The sequence below is a fragment of the Pseudomonas sp. PDM27 genome (assembly GCF_019219205.1).
Taxonomy (GTDB): domain Bacteria; phylum Pseudomonadota; class Gammaproteobacteria; order Pseudomonadales; family Pseudomonadaceae; genus Aquipseudomonas; species Aquipseudomonas laurylsulfatiphila.
On record NZ_JAHUWF010000017.1, the window covers coordinates 117,244 to 139,763 of the forward strand.

At 62.2% G+C, this 22,520-nt stretch carries 20 protein-coding genes; 8 read left to right on the plus strand and 12 right to left on the minus strand.

Annotated features, from left to right (window positions below; all coding sequences use genetic code 11):
• The first annotated feature begins 9 nt into the window (after nucleotides 1-9).
• Nucleotides 10-597 (plus strand): LysE family translocator, encoded by a 588-nt coding sequence (locus KW838_RS27295; protein WP_218504136.1) that lies wholly within the window; start codon nucleotides 10-12, stop codon nucleotides 595-597.
• A 250-nt stretch (nucleotides 598-847) separates the two neighbouring features.
• On the opposite strand, the gene KW838_RS27300 is transcribed toward KW838_RS27295, so the two are convergent.
• The 5 genes from KW838_RS27300 to KW838_RS27320 all read right to left on the minus strand — a co-directional run bounded on the left by KW838_RS27300 (nucleotide 848) and on the right by KW838_RS27320 (nucleotide 6,415).
• Complete coding sequence (locus tag KW838_RS27300; RefSeq protein ID WP_218504137.1) at nucleotides 848-1,681, minus strand: AraC family transcriptional regulator; 834 nt, start codon at nucleotides 1,679-1,681, stop codon at nucleotides 848-850.
• Nucleotides 1,682-1,714: 33 nt separating this feature from the next.
• A complete protein-coding gene (locus KW838_RS27305) occupies nucleotides 1,715-2,218 on the minus strand; it encodes a VOC family protein (RefSeq protein ID WP_218504138.1) in 504 nt (167 codons plus the stop codon).
• Nucleotides 2,219-2,321: 103 nt separating this feature from the next.
• Nucleotides 2,322-4,811, minus strand: a complete 2,490-nt coding sequence (locus KW838_RS27310) for a TonB-dependent siderophore receptor (RefSeq protein WP_218504139.1) — start codon at nucleotides 4,809-4,811, stop codon at nucleotides 2,322-2,324.
• A gap of 99 nt (nucleotides 4,812-4,910) precedes the next feature.
• The gene (locus KW838_RS27315; protein ID WP_218504140.1) at nucleotides 4,911-5,894 is read right to left on the minus strand and encodes a FecR domain-containing protein; all 984 of its coding nucleotides are present in this window, start codon (nucleotides 5,892-5,894) and stop codon (nucleotides 4,911-4,913) included.
• On the minus strand, nucleotides 5,891-6,415 hold the full coding sequence (locus tag KW838_RS27320) for a sigma-70 family RNA polymerase sigma factor (protein WP_041474885.1): 525 nt from the start codon (nucleotides 6,413-6,415) through the stop codon (nucleotides 5,891-5,893). Before KW838_RS27320 ends, KW838_RS27315 begins: the two co-directional genes overlap by 4 nt.
• A 292-nt stretch (nucleotides 6,416-6,707) precedes the next feature.
• Here KW838_RS27320 and KW838_RS27325 point away from each other — a divergent pair, with 292 nt between their 5' ends.
• The 6 genes from KW838_RS27325 (at nucleotide 6,708) to KW838_RS27350 (ending at nucleotide 12,153) form a co-directional block, all read left to right on the plus strand.
• On the plus strand, nucleotides 6,708-6,956 hold the full coding sequence (locus tag KW838_RS27325; protein ID WP_218504141.1) for a transmembrane sensor/regulator PpyR: 249 nt from the start codon (nucleotides 6,708-6,710) through the stop codon (nucleotides 6,954-6,956).
• The gene (locus KW838_RS27330) at nucleotides 6,956-8,110 is read left to right on the plus strand and encodes an NnrS family protein (RefSeq protein ID WP_218504142.1); all 1,155 of its coding nucleotides are present in this window, start codon (nucleotides 6,956-6,958) and stop codon (nucleotides 8,108-8,110) included. The genes KW838_RS27325 and KW838_RS27330 overlap by 1 nt, the downstream gene beginning before the upstream one ends.
• Before the next feature lie 172 nt (nucleotides 8,111-8,282).
• Nucleotides 8,283-8,738, plus strand: coding sequence for a (2Fe-2S)-binding protein (locus tag KW838_RS27335; protein WP_007976259.1), 456 nt, complete (start codon nucleotides 8,283-8,285; stop codon nucleotides 8,736-8,738).
• Between the two features lie 7 nt (nucleotides 8,739-8,745).
• Entirely contained in the window at nucleotides 8,746-10,914 is a 2,169-nt protein-coding gene (locus tag KW838_RS27340) for a xanthine dehydrogenase family protein molybdopterin-binding subunit (RefSeq protein ID WP_218504143.1), read from the plus strand.
• 1 nt (nucleotide 10,915) lies between these two features.
• Nucleotides 10,916-11,497, plus strand: coding sequence for a hypothetical protein (locus KW838_RS27345; RefSeq protein WP_102700587.1), 582 nt, complete (start codon nucleotides 10,916-10,918; stop codon nucleotides 11,495-11,497).
• A gap of 74 nt (nucleotides 11,498-11,571) precedes the next feature.
• Nucleotides 11,572-12,153 (plus strand): GGDEF domain-containing protein, encoded by a 582-nt coding sequence (locus KW838_RS27350; protein ID WP_218504144.1) that lies wholly within the window; start codon nucleotides 11,572-11,574, stop codon nucleotides 12,151-12,153.
• Nucleotides 12,154-12,691: 538 nt separating this feature from the next.
• On the opposite strand, the gene KW838_RS27355 is transcribed toward KW838_RS27350, so the two are convergent.
• Nucleotides 12,692-13,117: a VOC family protein gene (locus KW838_RS27355; protein ID WP_015095381.1), complete on the minus strand. Its 426-nt coding sequence runs from the start codon at nucleotides 13,115-13,117 to the stop codon at nucleotides 12,692-12,694.
• A gap of 113 nt (nucleotides 13,118-13,230) precedes the next feature.
• Here KW838_RS27355 and KW838_RS27360 point away from each other — a divergent pair, with 113 nt between their 5' ends.
• Nucleotides 13,231-14,085, plus strand: coding sequence for a LysR family transcriptional regulator (locus tag KW838_RS27360; protein WP_218504145.1), 855 nt, complete (start codon nucleotides 13,231-13,233; stop codon nucleotides 14,083-14,085).
• Nucleotides 14,086-14,264: 179 nt separating this feature from the next.
• Here the strand turns inward: KW838_RS27360 and fabI are convergent, their stop codons facing one another.
• The 6 genes from fabI to KW838_RS27390 are packed head-to-tail and all read right to left on the minus strand — an operon-like array spanning nucleotide 14,265 to nucleotide 22,448.
• A complete protein-coding gene (gene fabI, locus KW838_RS27365) occupies nucleotides 14,265-15,059 on the minus strand; it encodes an enoyl-ACP reductase FabI (protein WP_007979113.1) in 795 nt (264 codons plus the stop codon).
• A gap of 19 nt (nucleotides 15,060-15,078) precedes the next feature.
• The gene (locus KW838_RS27370) at nucleotides 15,079-16,689 is read right to left on the minus strand and encodes an ABC transporter ATP-binding protein (RefSeq protein WP_102700591.1); all 1,611 of its coding nucleotides are present in this window, start codon (nucleotides 16,687-16,689) and stop codon (nucleotides 15,079-15,081) included.
• A 1-nt stretch (nucleotide 16,690) separates the two neighbouring features.
• Nucleotides 16,691-17,710 carry an ABC transporter permease gene (locus KW838_RS27375; protein WP_102700592.1) on the minus strand — a complete coding sequence of 340 codons (1,020 nt, stop codon included), beginning with the start codon at nucleotides 17,708-17,710 and terminating at the stop codon, nucleotides 16,691-16,693.
• 1 nt (nucleotide 17,711) lies between these two features.
• Nucleotides 17,712-18,785, minus strand: a complete 1,074-nt coding sequence (locus KW838_RS27380) for a microcin C ABC transporter permease YejB (RefSeq protein WP_007979116.1) — start codon at nucleotides 18,783-18,785, stop codon at nucleotides 17,712-17,714.
• A 4-nt stretch (nucleotides 18,786-18,789) separates the two neighbouring features.
• Nucleotides 18,790-20,631, minus strand: a complete 1,842-nt coding sequence (locus KW838_RS27385) for an extracellular solute-binding protein (protein WP_218504146.1) — start codon at nucleotides 20,629-20,631, stop codon at nucleotides 18,790-18,792.
• Complete coding sequence (locus KW838_RS27390; RefSeq protein ID WP_371317896.1) at nucleotides 20,628-22,448, minus strand: extracellular solute-binding protein; 1,821 nt, start codon at nucleotides 22,446-22,448, stop codon at nucleotides 20,628-20,630. Before KW838_RS27390 ends, KW838_RS27385 begins: the two co-directional genes overlap by 4 nt.
• Between the last annotated feature and the right edge of the window lie 72 nt (nucleotides 22,449-22,520).

Sequence of the window (22,520 nt, forward strand, 5' to 3'; positions counted from 1 at the left end):
AGGTGTGCAATGAATCTGATGATGTCCATGGCGGCGTTTGCGCTGGTCGCGTCCATTACGCCGGGGCCGGTCAATATTGTGGCGTTGAGCGCCGGCGCGCGGTTTGGTTTCCGGGCCAGCCAGCGTCACGTGGCCGGGGCCACGCTGGGGTTTGTCCTGCTGTTGGTGCTGATGGGGCTGGGCCTGCATGAGCTGTTGCAACGGTGGCCGGCGTTGACCCAGGGGGTGCAATGGGCCGGCGTGGCCTTTCTGTTGTACATGGCCTTCAAGCTGGCGGCCGACAATGGGCAGGTGCAAGCCAGTGAGTCGGCAAAGGCTCCGTCAATGCTGTATGGCGCGATCATGCAATGGCTCAACCCCAAGGCCTGGCTGGCCTGCGTGGCCGGCATGGGCGCGTTTGTCGCCGATGGCGAGGCACGCCTGGTCTGGCAGTTTGCCGCGATTTATCTGGTGATCTGTTTTGTGTCGGTGGGTTGCTGGGCCTATGCCGGGACGTTTTTGCGCGGCTTCCTGAACAACCCGGTGGGGATGCGGTTGTTCAATCGGGTCATGGCGTTGCTGCTGGTGGTGAGCGCGGTGTACCTGTTGCTGCCGTAACTGCAGTCACTACAGCTTTTGTGGCGAGGTAGCTTGTCGTGAAAAAGGGGCCTGTTGTGGCGAGGGGGCTTGCCCCCGTTCGGCGGCGAAGCCGTCGTAAAACCTGCATGCAGAGTATGACTGGAAGAACGCCGGGGGCCGCTTCGCAGCCCAACGGGGGCAAGCCCCCTCGCCACAGATTTAACCAAGCCATAAATTCAACTGGGCCGCAGATTCAATCAGGCCACAGATTCAGGTAATGCCACAGGGCTCACCCCCGATACTGCCCCGGTGTCGCCGCCAGATGCTGTTTGAACGCCCGTTGAAAATGCGCCTGATCGGCGAACCCCGCTTCCAGTGCCACGTCCGCGATCAGCTTGCCGCTGCGCAATTGATCCCGGGCGAACTGGATGCGCCGGTTCACCAGGAACGCGTGGGGCGTCATGCCGTAATGCTGTTTGAAGGCGCGGATCAGGTAGGACGGCGACAATTGCGCCGCCTCGCAAATGTCTTCGAGACTGAGGGTTTGCGTGCAGTGTTCGCGGATGTAATCGGCGGCACGCTCGAGCTTGAAATTGGGTTCGCGCAGCGGCTGATCGACCGGGTTGAGTCGTAGCTGCACGTCAGTGAAAAACTCCACGGCCACGCTGTGCTTGCGCAGGACATCCTGCTGCGGATCGACCAACACTTCATACAACTGCGCAAGGCCGGCAAACAGGTTGGCATCGCGCGTATGGGTCGCTGAAAAACGGCGAAACGCCGCGTCATCACTGAACCCGAGCTGGTGCTGCAAATCGGTCAGCCACGGCGTATCGACGTACAGCATCAGGTACGACCAGGGTTGGTCTTCGATCGGGTTGCAGGCGTGGACGTCGCCGGGGTTCATCAGCACTACCGTGCCGGCGCTGACCTCGAAGGCTGACTGCTCATGGAGATAGGTACTGCGCCCGGCGGTGATCGCCCCGATGGAAAAGTGTTCGTGGGCGTGCCGGGTGTAGCAGACCTCGCGCCCGTCGGCGATGGCGCGGGCTTCGATGAAGGGCAGGGCATCATCGCGCCAGAAGCGCGGGGCCTTGTCGGCGTTCTTGGCAACGGCGTGCTTCATGCTCACTCCTCGGCAGGTCAGCGCCCGAGTGTATTAGCTCTCGCCGTCAAAGGCTCGTTGCAGTGTGGCGATATCGAGTTTTTTCATTTGCATCATCGCCTGCATGGCCCGTTGGGATTTTTTCGTGTCGGGGTCTTTGATCATGTCCATCATCGCGACGGGGACGATCTGCCACGACAGCCCGAACTTGTCCCTGAGCCAGCCACATTGCTGGGCCTCGGGCGCGCCACCGGCCGACAGGTTGCCCCAGTAATGGTCGACTTCTTCCTGGCTCAGGCAATTGACCTGAAACGAAACCGCCTCAGTGAACTTGAACAGGGGGCCGCCGTTGAGGCCGGTGAAACTCTGGCCGTCGAGCTCGAAGCTGACGGTCATGACCGAGCCTTCGGGCCGGCCGTGGAACTCGAAACCGGCGTGGCCGTAATGGGTGACGGCGGTGATTTTCGAATGGTCGAAGATCGAACAATAGAATTTCGCCGCTGCTTCGGCCTGATCGTCGAACCACAGGCAGGGCGTGAGTTTTTGTACGCGTTGCATGGCGGGCACTCCTCGGCAGGTTATGCATGCAGGAATACAGCGTAGCCAGCCTGAGTGGGGTCGGCAGTACCGTAGATCGCCAAACAGCCGTTTCAGGGCGCGATCAGAAAGCCCAGCGGGTGGTCAGTTGCACGGTGCGCGGTTCGCCATAAAACCCGGTGCCGAAGTTGCCCAGCCCGGTGTAGTAGGTTTTATCGAACAGGTTCTTCACGTTCAGCGTAGTGCTCAGGTGCTCGTTGAAGTGATAGCGCGCCATCGCGTCCACCAGGGCGTAGCCCGGTTGGGTGATCGTCGTGTACTGACCGAAGTTCACCGTATCGGTGGGGTCGGGACGGAACACCTTGCCGAAGAATTCGCTTTGCCAGTTCACGCCGGCGCCGACGGTGAGCCCGTCCCACGCGCCTGGCAGGCGGTAGGTGGTGAAAACCCGCACCAGCTGTTCCGGTGCCGTGGTTTGCAGCACCGAACCGTAGACGTAATCACCCTGGGCATCGCGGGTGTGGTTGTAGGTGTAGCCGGCCGACAGGTTCCAGCCGTCGCGCAACTCGCCAGCCAGTTCGAACTCGAAGCCTTGGGTGGTGGCGCCCTGGACGGCGCGATACACCGACTCGGCATCAACGCCGCTGACATGTTCGGCGATGTTGTCCTGTTCGATGCGGTACAGGGCGAAGCTGGCGTTCAGGCGCCCGTCAAAGTATTCGGCCTTGATGCCCGCTTCAAGACTTTTGCCCTGTACCGGATCGAGCAGTTGGCGGTTGGCGTCCTTGCTCATTTGCGGCTGATAGATGCTGGTGTAGCTGGTGTACACCGACCAGGTGTCGTCGAGATCATAGACAAGCCCGGCGTAAGGCGTGACGACACCGCTCTGGCGATAGCTGTCGCGCAGGTCGGCGCTGTTCGGGTCGCTGTAGTCCAGGTCGTCGTGTCCGCTGAAGTTGCTGACGCGCGCGCCGAGGATCAGCGCCAGGTCGTCGACGGGTTTGAGCCGGGCGGCCAGGTAGGTGCCGGTCTGGCGCTGGACGATGTCGTCGGTGCCCACCCGCGGGATCTCGGGTTTGGCAAACTCGCCGCGCCAATCGAAGATGCTGCCGTCCACCTGCGGGTACACCGAACCGTACACCGGGATGTCCTGGCGCGTGTTCATCGACATGAACCCGGCGATCAGTTCGTGCTCGCGACCTGCCAGGGTGAACGGACCGCTCAGGTTGACGTCGACGTTGTCCTGCACCTGGTCGCCCTTGAACTTGCCCATGTACATGAACATGCCGTCACCGCTGACCGGGTCCGGGTTGCCGCCACTGGCGGAGGCGAGGAAGGTGTCGTGCTGGCGGTGCTTGCGGTCGTAACTGACCTTGAGTGTCCAGTCGTTGGCCAGTTGTTGCTGCACGTTGGCGAACAGCGTCTGGTTGGTGAAATCGCGACGGCTCCAGTCGGTGGCCGGGTTGAAGGAACGGGAGAAATCAGTGCGCGAGCCGTCGTTGTAGTACATCGGGAAACCGGTCCAGCTGGCGCCCCGGGAACGGGTGTCTTGCTGGTCGATACCGAGGGTGACGAGGGTGTCCGGGGTCAAGTCGGCTTCGACAATGCCGTAGGCGATGTCCCTGGTGTTGCGGTAGTGATCGATGTAGGCGCTGCGCTCCTGATAGACCCCGACCAGGCGCCCGCGGACATTGGCGCTGGCGCTCAGCGGTCCGGAGATATCGCCTTCGCTGCGATAGGTGTCCCAGGAGCCGACGGTGCCGCTGACTGAGGCTTTGAATGCCGGGGTCGGGCGCTTGCGAATCAGGTTGACGGTCGCCGAGGGATCACCCGCGCCGGTCATCAGGCCGGTCGCGCCCTTGATGATTTCGACGCGGTCATAGGGGGCCATGTCGGTGCTGGTGGTGCCGTAGTCGTAGACACCGTCGTAGTCGGTATTGACGCCGTCGTACTGGAAGTTGGTGATCGGCAGGCCACGGCTGGAAAACTCCCAGCGCTCGCTGTCGTAGTTTTGCACGCTGATGCCGGGCGCGCGGCGCAGGGCGTCGACGATGCTGGTGGCGCCCTGGTCGTCCATGAGTTGGCGGGTGATGACCGTGACCGATTGCGGCGTCTCGCGCAGGGACAGCGGCAGGCCGGTGGCAGAAGACGTCGAGCCGACGGTGTAGGAATGAGAGTCTTCGCTGGTCGTCCCGGGTGCCTGCCCGGAAATGTTGGTCGCCCCCAGTTCCAGCGCATCTTGTGCCACGGGGGCGGCGTGCAGCACATACCCGCCGTTCCCCTGGCGTTGCGCTTGCAGGCCGCTGCCTTGCAGCAGTCGCTGCAACGCTTGCTGCTGACTGTAGACACCGTTGAGGCCAGGGCTGCGTTTGCCGGCAGCGAGTTCATTGTGTCCGGCGAGGAAAATCCCGGCCTGTTCGGCAAAGCGGTTGAGAACGCTCACCAGCGCTCCGCCGGCGATTGCGTAATGGCGTGTCTGGCTGCCGGGTTGTTCGCTATCGACCAGAGGGGCGGCTTGACTGCGGGACACGTCCAGACCCGGCAGGAGCACCGCCAGCGCCAGCACCAGCGGATGCAAGGCGAAGCGCTGGCGAGTAAGGGTGGCGCGCGGCATGGTGTTCCCGGAATTCGGATCAATCTGCATTCGTAGTGCTTGAAGGATTAACCGAGCGAAAAAGGCAAAAGGGAACCGACGCGCCGGAAAAAAACCTCATCAGGTTTTCGGGCCTAGGTTGACCCACCACTCCAGCGGCTTCTGCACCCGGACCGGCAATGCCGCTTCCAGCAGGCGCAAGGCCTGGTCGGTGTCTTTGAGCGGGAACGCACCCATCACCGGCAGTCCGGCCACCGCCGGGTCACATCCCAGATGCCCGGGGCGATAGCGGCTCAGTTCTTCGAGCAACTGCCCCAGCGGCAGGTTGTCCGCCAGCAACAGGCCGCGGCGCCAGGCTTCGCGGCCGGCCGACGCCGCGGTCGGTGTCGGCGTGTGGTCTTGTGTAAAACACAACTGCTGTCCGGCCTTGACCACCTGCACCTGACCCTGGGTGGTGCGGACTTCAACGGCGCCTTCGTAGACATTCAACAGCGTTTGCCGGTCTTCCTGGCGCACGCTGAAACGCGTGCCCAGCGCGCGCAGGCGGCCCTCGACGGTTTGCACCCGCAGCGGGCGGCTCGTGTCGCTGGCGGTGTCGATCAACACCTCTCCGGCCTGCAACAGCAATAACCGTTGTGCGGTGTCGAAACGTACATCCAGTGCACTGAGGGCGTTGAGCCAGATCCGGCTGCCATCGCTGAGCCGGGCTTCCCGGGTTTCGCCGGTGCCGGTGGAGAGGTCGGCGGTCCATCGGGTCAGGGTCAGCGGCAGGGCGCTTTGCCGCCATGCGCTCCAGCCGAGCCAACTGCCCGACACCAGCACCAGCAGGCTCTTGACCGTCTGGCGGCGGCTGATGGAAGCGCGGCCGCTGTTGCGTAACACGTGGCCGGCCGCTTGTTGATGAGTGTCCTGCAGCGCGGCAAAGCGCTGGCTCACACGCTCGACATAGTGCCACGCGGCCTGATGCTCGCCGCTTTGCGCCAGCCAGGCTTGCCAATGCTCGCGTTCCTGCTCGCTGGCGTGCTGGTCGTTGAGTTGCACGTACCAGCTGGCCGCCTGTTCGAGGCTGGCGTGGCTGATGGCGTGGGTGGCGGCGCGGGTCATTGAATCAGCAGGCCGTCGAGTTCGGCTTCGAGCATTGCGCAATGCATCAGCGCCTGGGCCAGGTACTTTTTCACCATGCGCTCGCTCACGCCGATTTCTTCGGCAATGTTTCGGTAGGGCAGCCCATGCACCTGCGCCAGAACGAACGCATCGCGCACCCGCTGGGGCAAGCGCTGCAGCATGGCATCCACTTCGTACAGGGTTTCGACGATGATCGCCCGCTGCTCCGGCGAAGGCTGGACGGCCTGGGGCTGCGCGGCCAGGGTCTCGAGCCAGGCCTGTTCGAGCTGGCGACGACGCCAGTGGTCAATGCACAGGCCTCGGGCGATGGTCGCCAGATAGGAGCGTTCGTGGGTTTCCCCGTCAAACACCTGCGGACGCTTGAGCACCCGAATGAAGGTGTCATGGGCCAGGTCGGCGGCATCGAACGCATTGTTCAAGCGTCGGCGCAGCAACTCGTGCAGCCAGTGGTGGTGGCTGGCGTAGAGGTTCTGGACGCAGGAGGAGTCGGCAACCGTCATCGTGAGCACATGTCCATGGGCGATCCGCATGCTTGTGTAAATAAGAATTGATCGCGATTAAAGCAAAAGGCCTATGACTGTGCAAATGATATTGGTTTGCTTTTACAGGGTTCGATCCGGATTTGAATGGATTTGCAGTCTTTATGACGCCTGTGTGGGTCAAAAGGACTACTGATGCTATGAGTCAAATTGACTGCGACCCCCTGAGGTCATTGATTTACCGGGAGTTACCTCATTGGCACGAAATATGAAGCAGGCCATGTACAACTGAACGCCTTCAGGAGTACGCAAAATGTCCGACTTCTTCAGCAACCCTCAGAACGTTCTTCAACTGTCGAGCCGTGTGCTCGGCGCTGGTCTGGCGATGCTGCTGGCCGGCATCTACGGCGCCTATCTCTACGACGGTCAGCTTCCGATCGTCGTGCTGGTCAGCCTGCACGCCATGACCATTCTCGGCCCGACCCTGTTGAAAATCGGTTATGTCATGCGCCTGCTTTCCCAATATCGCCTGAGCCGAGGCTTGGTCCAGGTGGTGGCTTGATGCGTAAACTTGGCGCCACAGCGCTTTTCAGTGTTGGTTTTCGGCCGTTCTTTCTGGCCGGGGCCGGTTTCGCCACCCTTGCCGTGGCGGTCTGGGCAATGTGGCTGTACGGCCGTTTACCCCAGGCGCAACCCGTGGGCGGCATGCTGGCCTGGCATCGACATGAAATGCCCTTCGGATTTGCCGCGGCCATCATCGCCGGGTTCCTCCTGACTGCGGTGCCGAACTGGACAGGTCGACCGGGGCTCAAGGGCTGGCCGTTGATCGGCCTGCTGCTGGTGTGGCTGCTGGCGCGACTGGCCTGGTGCCTGCCGATGCCTGCATCCTTGCTTCTGGCCTTGCAGGTGCCTTTTCTGCCGCTGCTGGCGTGGGCGTTGGGGCGCGACCTGTTGGCTGCGGGCAAACGCGAGAATTATCCGATTCTGTTGATGGTGTCGCTGCTGGCCGGGTGTCAGGCGTTGACGCTGCTGGGGTTTGCCGTTGATGACGGCAACCTGCAACGGCATGGCGTGCTGGCCGCCCTGTGGCTGGTCGGTGCGCTGATGAGTGTGATTGGCGGGCGGGTGATTCCGTTCTTTATCCAGCGCGGTTTGAACCGCCCGGCAACGGTTGCGGCCCATCCGTTGCCGGGCAAGGTGCTGCTGGTCAGCGCGATGCTGGCGGCGCTGTCCTTTGCCGCCGGTTTGAATGACGTCCCCCGTGTGTGGCTGGCACTGCTGTTTGCGTCGATCAGCGGTTTGCACCTGCTGCGCCTGTGGCGCTGGCATGACCGCGGCCTGTGGCGCGTGCCGCTGCTGTGGTCGCTGTACCTGGCTTACGCCTGGCTCGCCGTGGCGACACTGGCCATGGCACTGTGGCACCTGGGCTGGCTGGCGCAACAAAGCCTGGCCACCCACGCGCTGGCCGTCGGCGGTATCGGTGGGTTGATTCTGGCGATGATCGCGCGGGTCAGCCTGGGGCATACCGGGCGATTGCTGCAGCCGTCCGGGGCGGTCGTGGCGGGGTTTGTCCTGGTGTTGCTGGCGGGGGCGTGCCGGGTAGGGCTGGTGCCTTTTTCCAGTCTCGGATTGGCGCTGTCGGCGTTGCTGTGGTGTAGCGCTTTTGCGGTGTTTGTCTGGCGCTACACCGGGATTCTATTGGGGCCAAGGCTCTAGCGAAGGGTTCCAGGGCCGCCCATCGAGGCGGCCTTTGCATGACCGGTGGTCGATGCGCCAAGGTCTGGCGGCAAATCTGCGCTTAGCTGAAGGGATAACCCGAGGCGCGCGCAGGTTGTACAAAGCTGCAGCGACGCCCCTTCAGATCACCGTGAGTCTGAGGAACCGCGCCATGCTCACCCTGAACATCAATGGCCAGGATCAGGAGCTGGATGTCCCCGCCGACATGCCGTTGCTCTGGGTCTTGCGCGATGTCGCCCACCTCACCGGCACCAAGTTCGGTTGCGGCATGGCCCAATGCGGAGCCTGCACGGTGCACGTCGACGGCGCGCCGCTACGCGCCTGCATCACACCGGCCACCGCCGTCGCCCATGGACAAAAGATTCTCACCATCGAGGGCCTGTCGGCGGACGGCTCGCATCCGGTGCAACAGGCCTGGGCGGAGCTCGACGTGGTCCAGTGCGGTTACTGCCAGTCCGGGCAGATCATGTCGGCGGCGGCGCTGCTGGCGAAAATTCCCAAGCCGACCGACAGCGACATCGATCAGGCGCTGTCCGGCAACATCTGCCGCTGCGGCACTTACCCGCGGATTCGCGCAGCGGTCAAGCGCGCCGCCGAGCTGGGTTGAGGTGGCCATGAACAGCATCAACGCGTTATCGCGCCGGGGTTTTCTCAAGGGCAGTGCTGTGCTGGGCGGCGGGCTGGTGGTGGCGTTTGTCATGCCCGGCGCCCACCGGTTCGCCATGGGCGCGGAGAATCAGGGCAACGTGTTTGCGCCCAACGCTTTCCTGCGCATTGGCAATGACAACAGCGTCACCGTGTTGCTCGGCCATTCGGAAATGGGCCAGGGCATCTGGACCGGCCTGACCATGCTGATTGCCGAGGAACTGGACGCCGACTGGTCGAAGATCCGCGTCGAGCATTCCCCGGCATCGGCCGCCGACTACGGCATGCCCGGGTTTGGCGGGATGCAGATCACCGGCGGCTCGACCTCGACCTGGATGGAATTCGATCGCTATCGTCAGGCCGGCGCGGCGGCGCGCTTGATGTTGATCGATGCCGCGGCCAAGCGTTTCAACGTCGCTCCTTCGCAGATTCATACAGAGTCGGGCGTGGTGGTTGCCGGTGAGCATCGCGCCACCTACGGCGAGTTGGCCGATGACGCCGGACAGCTGCCACCGCCGGACCCGGCCTCGATCAAGCTAAAGGACGCGAAAGACTGGCGGCTGATCGGTAAACCCACCCAGCGTCTGGACACACCGGAGAAAATCACCGGCCGGGCGAAATTCGGCATGGACGTGCAGTTCGAGGGGCTGATGACGGCGATGGTCGCCCGTTCGCCCACCTTCGGCGGCAGCGTCAAATCCTTTGAAGGCGCCGAGGCGCTGGCGATTCCCGGCGTGCACAAAGTGGTGCAAGTGCCGACGGGGATTGCGGTGATTGCCGATCATTACTGGGCGGCGAAGCTGGGCCGCGATGCGCTGAAAGTCGAGTGGAACCCGGGGCCGAACGCGGGGCTCAATAGCCAGGCGCTGCTGGAAAGCTTCCGCAAACTCGCCGCCACCCCTGGCCTGAACGCTGGTAAGGCGGGCGATACCCAGGCTGCGCTGGCGAAAGCGGCCAGGACCATCGACGCCGAATACAGTGTGCCTTACCTGGCCCATGCGCCGATGGAACCGCTCAACTGCACCGTGAGCATCAGCAAGGACAAGTGCGAAATCTGGACCGGCACCCAGTTCCAGACCCTGGACCAGATGGTCGCTGGGCAAATCACCGGGCTCAAACCCGAACAGGTCGAGATCCATACCGAGTTTCTCGGCGGCGGCTTCGGGCGCCGGGCCAATCCGACCTCGGACTTCGTCAGCGAAGCGGTGCATGTCGCCAAGGCCGCCGGTATGCCGGTGAAAACCGTGTGGGCGCGGGAGGACGATATCCGCGGCGGCTATTACCGTTCGGCGTTCCTGCACCATGCGCGTATCGGGCTGGGCACTGACGGTCTGCCGCTGGCCTGGAAGCATGTGATGGTCGGGCAGTCGATCATGGCCGGGACCTCGCTTGAAGCGAGCATGGTCAAGGACGGGATCGACAAGACCTCGGTCGAAGGCGTGGCCGACAGCCCCTACATCGGAGGGCTGGCCAATCACCAGATCGAACTGCACTCGCCACAAACCGGCATCAGCGTGTTGTGGCTGCGTTCGGTGGGACACACCCACACCGCGTTTGTCATGGAGTCGCTGATCGATGAACTGGCCACGGCGGCCGGCAAGGATCCGGTGGAGTACCGGCGCACCTTGCTCAAGGACCATCCGCGCCACCTCGGTGTGTTGAACCTGGCGGTGGAGAAGGCCAACTGGAAGGCGCCGCTGCCCGATGGCCATGCCCTGGGTGTGGCGGTGCATGAATCCTTCGGCAGCTACGTGGCCCAGGTGGCCGAGGTGTCCCAGGACAATCTCGCCATCCGTGTGCACCGGGTGGTGTGCGCGGTGGACTGCGGCATTGCGGTCAACCCGCAGAGCATCGCCGCGCAGATGGAGTCGTGCATCACCTTTGGCCTGAGCTTCGCCTTGCACAGCAAGCTGACACTCAAGGACGGGCAGGTGGTGCAGTCCAACTATCACGACTATCAGGTGCTGCGGCTCAACGAAATGCCGGTGGTCGAAGTGCATATCGTGCCCAGCAGCGATAAACCTGGCGGTATCGGCGAAACCGGTGTGCCACCCACGGCGCCGGCGGTGGCCAACGCGGTGTTTGCCCTGACCGGGCAGCGCCTGCGCGAGCTGCCCTTGCAGCTGTCGGGGGTGTGAGATGAAACGTCATCACTGGTTGCTTGGGGCGGTGATCCTGGTCTGTCTCATCGCCTATGCATCGCACGTGTTCGCCGATGACCGCGAGGCCTTGCAGGCGTTCGACACCGTGCAGAAAGTCTTCCAGAGCCCGCGTTGCCAGAACTGCCACATTCCCGGGGATTCGCCGCTGCAATTCGATGCCGGCGTGCCCCATGCGATGAATGTCGTGCGTGGCATGGACGGCAAGGGCTCGGCCGGATTGCCCTGTGCAACCTGCCATGCGCAAAGCAATCCACCGGCCAGTTATGGTCCTCATGCGCCGCCCGGGGCGCCACACTGGAGTCTGCCGCCGGCAGCGCAGCGGATGGCCTGGATCGGCCTGCCGGCCGACCGGCTGTGCACGATGATCAAGGATCGCGCCAGCAACGGCGACCGGGATTTCGCCGCGCTGATCAAGCACGTCAGCGACGACAAGCTGGTGCTGTGGGGCTGGAACCCGGGCGGCAATCGCGCGCCGGTGCCGGTACCGCACGACATCTTCGTCAGCCAATTCAAACGTTGGGCCGACGCAGGAGGGCCGTGCCCGGTGGCGGGAAGCTGACCAACGGCACGCTTGCAGGGAGTCAATGCGGGTATGGGCGACTCTAAAGTGCATACCTGCAATGGGAGTGAACGATGTTGATCTCAGGCAAAACGGGCAAATCGGGCCGTTCCGCGAGCCCGTTGCTCACGCCACAGCAAGAACGGGAGCGGCTGCGTGAAATGGCGCGCCAGGCCGAACGAGAGTTGGCGGGTGTGCAAATGGCAAGCATGGATGAGCTGACGCTGCTGTCCAATCGCCATGGCTTCACCGCGCTGGCCCGACTCGGGCTGGAGGCTTGCCGGACGCTGGAGACGCCAGCGACGCTGCTGTACTTCTCCCTCGATGAGTTCAAACGCATCAGCTATCTGTATGGCCGGGCCAAAGGTGACGATGCGCTCAAGACCTTCGCCGATGTCCTGCGTATCGGCTTTCGTGAAAACGATGTGGTCGGCCGGCTCGAAGGCGACCGCTTCGTGGCGCTGCTGACCGGGTCTGGCAGCGTTGAGATTGCGGCGATCAAGGCCCGACTCAATGAGATACTCGACGAGCGCAACGCTGCGGCGCATCGCAGTTATGACATTCACTTCAGTGTTGTGCAGGTCGAATATGACCCGGTTGTTCATGGTTCGATCGAGGAGTTGCTGGGGGAGGCTGAAAGGTTGATGAGCTGTTAGGGCGGTGATTTATTGGCGGGTTGACTGTGTACATATCCGTTTCTTCGGTAACGGCGGCTTATGGTTTCGCCCTTACGGCGACTCCCTTTTTTACAAGCGCCTAAAAAAGGAAGCAAAAAACGCTCGCCCCTTACGTACGGCCCCTCGCTTAGGCTCGGGGTACCTTCGCTGCGGTATTCATCCGGGGGCATTGCCCTCCGGTCGGCTTCGCTTCGACCTACATGCAATGAGTTCGACTGCGTCGAACGGCGCTGCGCGCCCATCCCCGGATGAACACCTCCGCTCAGCCTGCCGAGGGGGCGGGTGGATCAAGAGCTGCAGGCGAGCTAACGCTCGGCCTGATGAGTGGTGAAGAGCGTTTGTGTACGCGGACCTACTGTGGGGGCGAACCTGCTCTTCGGCTAAACGCATTCCTCCTGTAGGAGCTGCCGAAGGCTGCGATCTTTTGATCTTGATCTTCCGCCCTTTCAACTGTGTCAAAAATCAAATGCTGGAACTGGCTTGCCCGCGAAGGCGGCCTGACAGGCACCGCATATCCTTACTTGGCAAACAACTGCCCAATATCCTTGAACGCCTTGAATTCCAGCGCATTCCCGCAAGGATCGAACAGAAACATCGTCGCCTGCTCGCCCACCAGCCCCTGAAAGCGAATCCCCGGCTCAATCACGAAGCGAGTTCCCAGCGACTTCAGCCGCTCGGCCAGCGCTTCCCACTCCGCCATCCCGAGCACCACGCCAAAATGCGGCACCGGCACATCGTGGCCATCGACGGCATTGGTGTGGGCTGCTTCTTGCGAAGGGTTTTTCGGTGCCAGGTGAATCACCAGTTGATGGCCGAAAAAATTGAAATCGACCCAATGGTCGCTCGACCGACCCTCTTCCAGGCCAAACACCGCGCCATAAAAGTGCCGGGCGGCGGGCAAGTCGTAGACCGGAATGGCCAGGTGAAAAGGGGAGAGTTGCATCGGGCGAACCTCGGTGGTGGGTGGGCGTGTGTAGAGTTTAGTCCTGTGCTTTTTGATTGAAAGACGATAATTTTTGCGTCGAGCTCAAATTATTTCGATCAATCGAGGCCGCCATGCTGCGAGAACTCAAAACCTTTGTCACTGTGGCGCGTCACGGCACGTTTGCCGCGGCCGGTATGCACATCGGCCTGACGCAGTCGGCCGTGAGCGCGCAGATTCGCAACCTGGAGCAGGCCCTGGGCATTCGTCTGTTCGACCGCACCGGCCGCCAGGCGCTGCTCAATGCGGCGGGGCAGCGTGCGTTGCCGATGGCCAGGGAAATGCTCGAAACCTTCAACCGCATGGCGGTCAGTGACGATGTCAGCGAGTACCGTGGCGAGTTGAAAATCGGCGCGGTGGCGACCGTCCAGACCGGGCTGCTGCCTCAGGCGCTGCTGCGATTGCGCCAGCAGGCGCCCTTGCTGGAGCCCAGGCTGGTGCCCGGTGTGTCACTGAACCTGCTGAGTCAGGTGGACACCGGGGAAGTGGACCTGGCGATCCTGATCAAACCGCCATTCGAGTTGCCCAAGGAGTTGTCCGCGCAGGTGATACGCCGGGAGCCGTTCGTGCTGATCGTACCGGCGGACCTGGACGGCGATGATCCGTTGCAACTGCTCGCCGAGCACCCGCATGTGCGCTACGACCGCAATTCGTTTGGCGGGCGACTGGTGACGCGGTTCTTGCGCGAACAGCAGATCGAGGTGCACGGGGCACTGGAGCTGGATGAACTGGAGGCGATTGTCAAAATGGTCGAGTGTGGGTTGGGGATTTCGTTGTTGCCGCAGGCGGGGTTGTGGCTTGAGCATGGGGCAGGTGTGCGAGTCATCCCCTTGGGCGAGTTGACGTTCTATCGGGAGATTGTGTTGTTGCAGCGGTACAGCCAGCGAATGCAGCCGATTCAGCAGTTGTTCGCAAAATGTCTGGCATAGCACAGACCTTGTGGGAGCGAGCCTGCTCGCGAAAGCGGTGTATCAGCCAGAAGATATGTTGAATGTGATTGCCTCTTCGCGAGCAGGCTCGCTCCCACAGGGGGGGCTGCATCGGCCGGGGAAATCACAGGCATAAAAAACCCGCCAATAGAGGCGGGTTTTTCTTGGCTGACCGAAGATTACTCTTCGAGGCTGCCCATGGCCGTGGTGTTGAAGCCACCGTCCACGTACATGATTTCACCGCTGATGCCGGACGCCAGGTCCGAGCACAGGAAGGCGCCGGCGTTGCCGACTTCTTCGATGGTGACGTTGCGGCGCAGCGGGGTTTGCGCTTCGTTGGCGGCCAGCATCTTGCGGAAGTTCTTGATGCCGGAAGCGGCGAGGGTGCGGATCGGGCCGGCCGAAACGCAGTTGACGCGGGTACCGTCCGGGCCCAGGGAGCCTGCCAGGTAACGTACGCCGGCTTCCAGGGAAGCCTTGGCCATGCCCATCACGTTGTAGTTCGGCATGGTGCGCTCGGCGCCCAGGTACGACAGGGTCAGCAGGCTGCCGTTGCGGCCTTTCATCATTTCGCGGCCGGCCTTGGCCAGGGCCACGAAGCTGTAGGCGCTGATGTCGTGAGCGATGCGGAAACCTTCACGGGTGGTGGCTTCGGTGAAGTCGCCGTCCAGTTGGTCGCCCGGGGCGAAGCCGACGGAGTGCACGATGCAGTCCAGGCCGTCCCACTTCTTGCCCAGCTCAACGAAGACCTTGGCGATTTCTTCATCGCTGGCTACGTCGCACGGGAAGCACAGCTCAGGGTTCGAACCCCAGCTTTGTGCGAACTCTTCGACACGACCCTTGAGTTTGTCGTTCTGATAAGTGAAGGCAAGCTCAGCGCCCTCGCGATGCATGGCGGCAGCAATGCCGGATGCGATGGACAGCTTGCTGGCGACACCGACGATCAGTACGCGCTTACCGGCGAGAAAACCCATGTGTTGCTCCTCTTTCAGGTTATTGCGCAGTGGCTGGAGCCAAAAAAGCGGCTTCCAGCAACTGCTGTGTATACGGATGTTGGGGGGCGGCAAAAATGCTTTGCGCGTCTCCCTGTTCGACCACTTGGCCATGCTTGACCACCATCAACTGGTGGCTCAGCGCTTTCACCACAGCCAGGTCATGGCTGATAAACAGATACGTCAGGTTGTACTTGGTTTGCAGCGAACGCAAAAGCTCCACTACCTGGCGTTGTACCGTGCGGTCGAGGGCCGAAGTCGGCTCGTCCAGCAAAATCAACGCCGGTTTTAACACCAATGCCCGGGCAATGGCGATTCTCTGCCGTTGCCCGCCGGAAAATTCGTGGGGGTAGCGGTGCCGGGTGTCCGGATCCAGGCCTACCTCCTTGAGTGCTGCAATGATCGCTTGTTCCTGTTCCGCCTCGGTGCCCATCTTGTGGATCCGCAGGCCTTCGCCAACGATGTCGTTCACGCACATCCGCGGGCTCAGGCTGCCGTACGGGTCCTGAAACACCACTTGCATCTGCCGCCGCAGCGGCCGGACCTGTTGCTGCGTCAGGCTGTCCAGCGGCTGGCCTTCAAAGCGAATGGCGCCTTTGCTGGCGATCAGCCGCAAAATCGCCAGGCCCAGGGTCGACTTCCCGGAACCGCTTTCTCCGACTATCCCCAGGGTCTGGCCCTGGGGCAGGCTGAAGTTGATGCCGTCGACCGCCTTGACGTAATCCACCGTGCGCTTGAGCAAGCCTTTCTTGATCGGAAACCAGACTTTCAGGTCCTCGACCGCCAGCAAGGGCGGGCCGATCACGTTGCTTGCAGGCTTGCCGCCGGGCTCCGCTGCCAGCAGTTCCCGAGTGTACGGATGCTGCGGCGCGCGGAACAATTCTTCGCACGATGCCTGTTCGACGATGCAACCTTGCTGCATGACACATACGCGATGCGCAATTCTTCGCACAAGGTTCAAATCGTGGCTGATCAGCAGCAGCGCCATGCCCAGTCGCGCCTGCAATTGCTTGAGCAATTCGAGGATTTTCAGCTGAACGGTCACGTCCAGCGCGGTGGTCGGCTCGTCGGCGATCAGCAGTTCCGGTTCGTTGGCCAGGGCCATGGCGATCATCACCCGCTGACGCTGGCCGCCGGACAATTCGTGGGGCAGGGCCTTGAGGCGCTTGTGTGGCTCGGGGATGCCGACCATCTCCAGCAACTCCAGGGTGCGTTTGGTCGCGACCTTGCCAGTCAGGCCCTTGTGGATGCCCAGCACCTCGTTGATCTGCTTTTCGATCGAGTGCAGAGGGTTGAGCGAGGTCATCGGCTCCTGGAAGATCATCGCAATCCGGTTGCCACGAATGTGGCGGATGGTTTTTTCCTTCAGGTCCAGCAGGTTCTGCCCGGAATATTCGATGGTGCCGGAGGGATGGCGGGCGAGCGGGTAGGGCAACAGGCGCAGGATCGAATGTGCGGTCACCGATTTACCGGAACCGCTCTCGCCGACCAGGGCCAGGGTTTCGCCGCGCTTGATGTCGAAGCTCACGCCTTCGACGGCCCGCTGACAACGATTGCCGACGACAAACTCGACGGACAGGTTGCGCACTTCGATCAGATTGTCCTGATTCATTTCACTTCCTCGGGTCGAAGGCATCGCGAGCGGATTCGCCGATGAACACCAGCAGGCTCAACATCAGGGCCAGCACCGCAAAGGCGCTGATGCCCAGCCAGGGCGCCTGCAGGTTGGATTTGCCCTGGGCCACCAGTTCACCCAGCGACGGACTGCCCGCTGGTAGACCGAAACCGAGGAAGTCCAGGGCGGTCAATGTGCCGATGGCGCCGGTGAGGATGAACGGCATGAAGGTCATGGTCGAGACCATCGCGTTGGGCAGGATATGGCGGAACATGATCGCGCCGTTCTGCATGCCCAGGGCACGGGCGGCGCGCACATATTCCAGGTTGCGCCCGCGCAGGAATTCGGCGCGCACCACGTCCACCAGGCTCATCCACGAGAACAGCAGCATGATCCCCAGCAACCACCAGAAGTTGGGCTGCACGAAACTGGCGAGGATGATCAGCAGGTACAGCACCGGCAGCCCGGACCAGATCTCCAGGAAGCGCTGCCCGGCCAGATCCACCCAGCCGCCGTAGAAACCCTGCAAGGCCCCGGCGATCACACCGATGATCGAACTGAACAGGGTCAGGGTCAGGGCGAACAGCACCGAAATGCGGAAACCGTAGATCACCCTGGCCAGCACGTCGCGGCCCTGGTCGTCGGTGCCCAGCAGGTTGTCCGTCGAGGGCGGGGCCGGGGCCGGGACTTTCAGGTCGTAGTTGATGCTCTGGTAGCTGTAGGGAATCGGCGCCCACAGCACCCAGGCGTCCTTGGCCTTGAGCAGTTCGCGGATGTACGGGCTCTTGTAGTTGGCTTCCAGCGGGAATTCGCCGCCGAAGGTGGTTTCCGGGTAGCGCTTGAGCGCCGGGAAGTACCAGTTGTCGTCGTAATGCACCGCCAGCGGCTTGTCGTTGGCGATCAGCTCGGCGCCCAGGCTGGCGCCGAACAGGATCAGGAACAGCCACAGCGACCACCAGCCACGCTTGTTGGCCTTGAACAGTTCGAAGCGTCGGCGATTGAGAGGGGACAGGTTCATCTCAATGCTCCCGGCTTTCGAAGTCGATACGCGGATCGACAAAGGTGTAGGTGAGGTCGCCGATCAGTTTCACCACCAGTCCCAGCAACGTGAAGATGAACAGCGTGCCGAACACCACCGGGTAATCGCGGTTGATCGCCGCTTCGAAACTCATCAGGCCCAGGCCGTCGAGGGAGAAGATCACCTCCACCAGCAGCGAGCCGGTGAAGAAGATACCGATGAAGGCTGAAGGGAAACCGGCGATCACCAGCAACATGGCGTTGCGGAACACGTGGCCGTACAGCACGCGGTGGTTGGTCAGGCCCTTGGCCCTGGCGGTGATCACGTACTGCTTGTTGATTTCGTCGAGGAAGCTGTTTTTGGTCAGCAGGGTCATGGTCGCGAAGTTGCCGATCACCAGCGCGGTCACCGGCAGCGCCAGGTGCCAGAAGTAGTCGAGGATCTTGCCGCCCATGCTCAGTTCATCGAAATTGTTCGAGGTCAGCCCGCGCAACGGGAACCAGTCCAGATAACTGCCACCGGCGAATACCACGATCAACAGGATGGCGAACAGGAACGCCGGGATCGCGTAGCCGACGATGATCGCCGAACTGGTCCAGACGTCGAAATGGCTGCCGTGTCGCGTGGCCTTGGCGATCCCCAGCGGGATCGACACCAGGTACATGATCAGGGTGCTCCACAGCCCGAGGGAGATCGACACCGGCATCTTTTCCTTGATCAGGTCGATGACCTTGGCGTCGCGAAAGAAGCTGTCGCCGAAATCCAGCGACGCATAGTTCTTGACCATGATCCACAAGCGTTCCGGCGCGGATTTGTCGAAGCCGTACATGTGCTCGATTTCCTTGATCAGCGCCGGGTCCAGGCCCTGGGCGCCGCGATAGGCGGAACCTGCCACCGAGACTTCGGCACCGCCGCCGGCGATGCGGCTGGTGGCGCCTTCGAAGCCTTCGAGCTTGGCGATCATCTGCTCCACCGGCCCGCCCGGGGCGGCCTGGATGATCACGAAGTTGATCAGCAGGATGCCGAACAGGGTCGGAATGATCAGCAACAGTCGACGAAAAATGTACGCCAGCATCTGATTACTCCGTGCCCGCAGGATCGGCCTGCAGTATGGTTTCGACTTCTATCGCCGGCTTGATGTCGGGCTTGACCCACCAGGTGGCCGTGCCGATGTCGTATTTGGGCGAGACCTTCGGGTGGCCGAGGTGGTTCCAGTACGCCACGCGCCAGGTCTTGATGTGCCAGTTGGGTATTACGTAATAGCCCCATTGCAGAACGCGGTCCAGCGCGCGGGCATGGGCGACCAGGCTTTTGCGCGAATCGGCGTTGATCAGTCGCTCGACCAGTTGATCGACCACCGGATCTTTGAGCCCCATGGAATTGCGGCTGCCGGGTTTGTCGGCGGCGGCCGACATCCAGAATTCCCGCTGTTCGTTACCCGGTGAGTTGGACTGCGGGAAGCTGCCGACGATCATGTCGAAGTCCCGGGAGCGCACGCGGTTGATGTACTGCGAGACGTCGACCCGGCGGATCACCAGGTCGATACCCAGGTCGCTGAGGTTGCGCTTGAACGGCAGCAGCACCCGTTCGAATTCGGTCTGGGCCAACAGGAACTCGATGACCACCGGCTTGCCGGTGGCGTCGACCATTTTGTCTTCGACGATGCGCCAGCCGGCTTCCTGCAGCAGTTGATAGGCTTGCCGTTGCTGGGCGCGGATCATGCCGCTGCCGTCGGTGCTCGGGTTCTGGAAGGCTTCGCTGAACACTTGCGGTGGCAGCTTGGCGCGGAACGGCTCGAGGATCGCCACCTGCTCGGCGTCAGGCAGGCCGGTGGCGGCCATTTCCGAGTTCTCGAAGTAACTGCGGGTACGCACATAGGCCCCGTTGAACAGTTGCTTGTTGGTCCATTCGAAATCCAGCAACAGTGACAAGGCCTGGCGTACGCGCACATCCTGGAACACCGGGCGGCGCATATTGAACACGAAGCCTTGCATGCCGGTCGGGTTGCCGTTGGGAATCTGCTCCTTGACCAGTCGGCCTTCGGTGACCGCCGGGATGTTGTAGGCATTGGCCCAGTTCTTCGCGGTCATTTCCAGCCAGTAGTCGAACTGCCCGGCCTTGAGGGCTTCCAGGGCCACGGTGTTGTCGCGGTAGTAATCGGTGGTCATCACGTCGAAGTTATAGAAACCGCGATTGACCGGCAGGTCCTTGCCCCAGTAATCCTTGACCCGCTCGTAGCGCACCGAGCGCCCAGCCTTCACTTCGCCGACCTTGTACGGGCCGCTGCCCAACGGGATCTCCAGGTTGCCCTTGTTGAAGTCGCGGTCGGCCCACCAATGCTTGGGCAGCACCGGCAACTGGCCGAGGATCAGCGGCAGCTCGCGGTTGTTGGTGTGCTTGAACTTGAACAGCACGGTCAGCGGGTCTTCGGCGATCACTTCGGCCACGTCGTTGTAGTAGCCGCGGTACATCGGTGCGCCGTCCTTGGTCAGCATCTGGAAGCTGAACACCACGTCTTCGGCGCGTACCGGATGACCGTCATGGAAGCGAGCTTCGGGGCGCAGGTAGAAGCGCACCCAGCCGTTGTCCGGGGCTTTCTCGATCAGCCGGGCGATCAGGCCGTACTCGGTGAACGGCTCGTCCAGGCCTTGCTTGGCCAGGGTGTCGTAGATGATGCCGATATCATCCGCCGGCACGCCTTTGCTGATGAACGGGTTGAGGCTGTCGAAGCCACCGAACCCGGCCTGGCGGAAGATCCCGCCCTTGGGCGCGTCGGGATTGACGTAGTCGAAGTACTTGAAGTCGGCCGGGTATTTCGGCGGCTCGTTGTACAGGGTCACGGCGTGTTGCGGGGCGGCGCAGGCCAGCCCGGCGAACAACAGGCCGCTGGCCTGCAGGAGCAGGGTGCGGATGGGGTTCATTGATCTTTCTCCGAAGATTTCAGCCACCACGCATTCAGGCCCAGGGTGTAGGGCGGCGTGGTGACAAAGGCGAGCCGGTTGCGGTACGCCAGACGGTGATAATTGAGGTACCAGTTGGGAACGATGTAGTGCTGCCACAGCAGCACGCGGTCAAGGGCCTTGCCGGCGGCGACTTGCTGGTCTCTGGTCTGGGCGGCCAGCAACTGTTCGAGCAGATGGTCGACCACCGGGTTGGTAATGCCGGCGTAGTTCTTGCTGCCCTTGACCCCGGCCTGGCTGGAGTGAAAGTACTGCCATTGTTCCAGGCCCGGGCTGAGGGTCTGGTTGAGGGTCATCAGGATCATGTCGAAATCGAACTGGTCGAGGCGCTGCTTGTATTGCGCGCGATCGACCGTGCGCAGCCGCGCATCGATGCCGATGCTGGCGAGGTTCTCGACATAGGGTTGGAGGATGCGTTCCAGGTTCGGGTTGACCAGCAACAGCTCCAGGCGCAAGGGTTGGCCTGCGGCGTTTTGCAGGTGCTGGCCATTGAGCTTCCAGCCGGCTTCGGCGAGCAGGCCGAGGGCTTTGCGCAAGGTCTCCCGGGGGATGCCGCGGCCATCGGTCTGCGGCAGGCTGAACGGCTCGGTAAAGAGCCTGGCCGGCAGCTGTTCACGGTAGGGCTTGAGCAACAGCCATTCATGTCCGACCGGCAAGCCGCTGGCCGAGAACTCGCTGTTGGGGTAATAGCTCATGGCGCGCTTGTAGGCACCGCTGAATAGCGCGCGGTTGGTCCATTCAAAGTTGAACATCAGCCCCAGCGCTTCACGGACCCTGGCGTCCGAGAAAGTCGCCCGGCGGCCGTTCATGAACAGGCCCTGGGTCTGGGTCGGGATCTGGTGGGGGATCTGTGCCTTGATCACGTCACCGCGGCGTAGGGCGGGAAAGTTGTAGCCGGTGTCCCAGTTCTTCGCCTGATGTTCGATATAGATGTCGAATTCACCGGCCTTGAACGCCTCGAACGCGACGTCGCTGTCGCGGTAGAACTCGACTTCCATGCGGTCGACGTTGTACTTGCCGCGATTGACCGACAGGTCCTTGCCCCAGTAATCCTTGACCCGTTCGAAGACGATCTGGCGTCCTGGCGTGACCGCCGTGATGCGATACGGCCCGCTGCCCAGCGGCGGTTCGAACGTGGTGGCCTTGAAGTCACGGCCCTTCCAGTAGTGCTGTGGCAGCACCGGCATTTCGCCCAGGCGCAGGATCAGCAGCGGATTGCCGGCGCGCTTGAACACGAAACGGATGCGCTGCGGGTTGAGGATGTCGACCCGCAGCACCTCCTGAAGGTTGGTGCGGTACAGCGGATGCCCTTCCTTGAGCAGCGTGCGATAGGAGAACGCAACGTCGAAGGCGGTAATCGGCGTACCGTCATGGAAGCGTGCTTCAGGACGCAGGTTGAACACCACCCAACTGCGGTCCTCGCTGTACTCCACCGACTGGGCGATCAGGCCATAGCTGGACGCGGGCTCGTCACCCGACGGCGCGTACTGCCCGGTGCCGACCATCAGCGGTTCGTTGAGTTCGTTGATGCCGTATTGCAGGAAGTTCGGCGTGGTGACCGGGCTGGTGCCCTTGAAGGTGTACGGGTTGAGCGTATCGAAGGTGCCAAACGCCATCACCCGCAACGTACCGCCTTTGGGCGCTTGCGGGTTGACCCAGTCGAAATGGGTAAATCGGGCCGGGTACTTGAGCGTGCCGAACTGCGCATAACCATGGCTTTCGCTGATCGTCGCGCTTGCGGTGGAGCTCAAGGCCAGGCTGATCAGGAGCAGGGGCAGGGGACGCTTCAAATAGGAGATCCGATCCAGGCGGCTTGGGCTTTGTGGACCGTACAGTAACAGCTTGTATGG

Bases quoted from the DNA above. Each gene is read 5' to 3' on its own strand.
- KW838_RS27340 (WP_218504143.1), top strand. From the start codon at position 8,746: ATGAACAGCATCAACGCGTTATCGCGCCGGGGTTTTCTCAAGGGCAGT.
- KW838_RS27330 (WP_218504142.1), top strand. From the start codon at position 6,956: ATGCGTAAACTTGGCGCCACAGCGCTTTTCAGTGTTGGTTTTCGGCCG.
- KW838_RS27300 (WP_218504137.1), bottom strand. From the start codon at position 1,681: ATGAAGCACGCCGTTGCCAAGAACGCCGACAAGGCCCCGCGCTTCTGG.
- KW838_RS27355 (WP_015095381.1), bottom strand. From the start codon at position 13,117: ATGCAACTCTCCCCTTTTCACCTGGCCATTCCGGTCTACGACTTGCCC.
- KW838_RS27315 (WP_218504140.1), bottom strand. From the start codon at position 5,894: ATGACCCGCGCCGCCACCCACGCCATCAGCCACGCCAGCCTCGAACAG.
- KW838_RS27375 (WP_102700592.1), bottom strand. From the start codon at position 17,710: ATGAACCTGTCCCCTCTCAATCGCCGACGCTTCGAACTGTTCAAGGCC.
- KW838_RS27325 (WP_218504141.1), top strand. From the start codon at position 6,708: ATGTCCGACTTCTTCAGCAACCCTCAGAACGTTCTTCAACTGTCGAGC.
- KW838_RS27335 (WP_007976259.1), top strand. From the start codon at position 8,283: ATGCTCACCCTGAACATCAATGGCCAGGATCAGGAGCTGGATGTCCCC.
- KW838_RS27345 (WP_102700587.1), top strand. From the start codon at position 10,916: ATGAAACGTCATCACTGGTTGCTTGGGGCGGTGATCCTGGTCTGTCTC.
- KW838_RS27380 (WP_007979116.1), bottom strand. From the start codon at position 18,785: ATGCTGGCGTACATTTTTCGTCGACTGTTGCTGATCATTCCGACCCTG.
- KW838_RS27305 (WP_218504138.1), bottom strand. From the start codon at position 2,218: ATGCAACGCGTACAAAAACTCACGCCCTGCCTGTGGTTCGACGATCAG.
- KW838_RS27370 (WP_102700591.1), bottom strand. From the start codon at position 16,689: ATGAATCAGGACAATCTGATCGAAGTGCGCAACCTGTCCGTCGAGTTT.
- KW838_RS27320 (WP_041474885.1), bottom strand. From the start codon at position 6,415: ATGACGGTTGCCGACTCCTCCTGCGTCCAGAACCTCTACGCCAGCCAC.
- KW838_RS27385 (WP_218504146.1), bottom strand. From the start codon at position 20,631: ATGAACCCCATCCGCACCCTGCTCCTGCAGGCCAGCGGCCTGTTGTTC.
- KW838_RS27360 (WP_218504145.1), top strand. From the start codon at position 13,231: ATGCTGCGAGAACTCAAAACCTTTGTCACTGTGGCGCGTCACGGCACG.
- KW838_RS27310 (WP_218504139.1), bottom strand. From the start codon at position 4,811: ATGCCGCGCGCCACCCTTACTCGCCAGCGCTTCGCCTTGCATCCGCTG.
- fabI (WP_007979113.1), bottom strand. From the start codon at position 15,059: ATGGGTTTTCTCGCCGGTAAGCGCGTACTGATCGTCGGTGTCGCCAGC.
- KW838_RS27350 (WP_218504144.1), top strand. From the start codon at position 11,572: ATGTTGATCTCAGGCAAAACGGGCAAATCGGGCCGTTCCGCGAGCCCG.
- KW838_RS27295 (WP_218504136.1), top strand. From the start codon at position 10: ATGAATCTGATGATGTCCATGGCGGCGTTTGCGCTGGTCGCGTCCATT.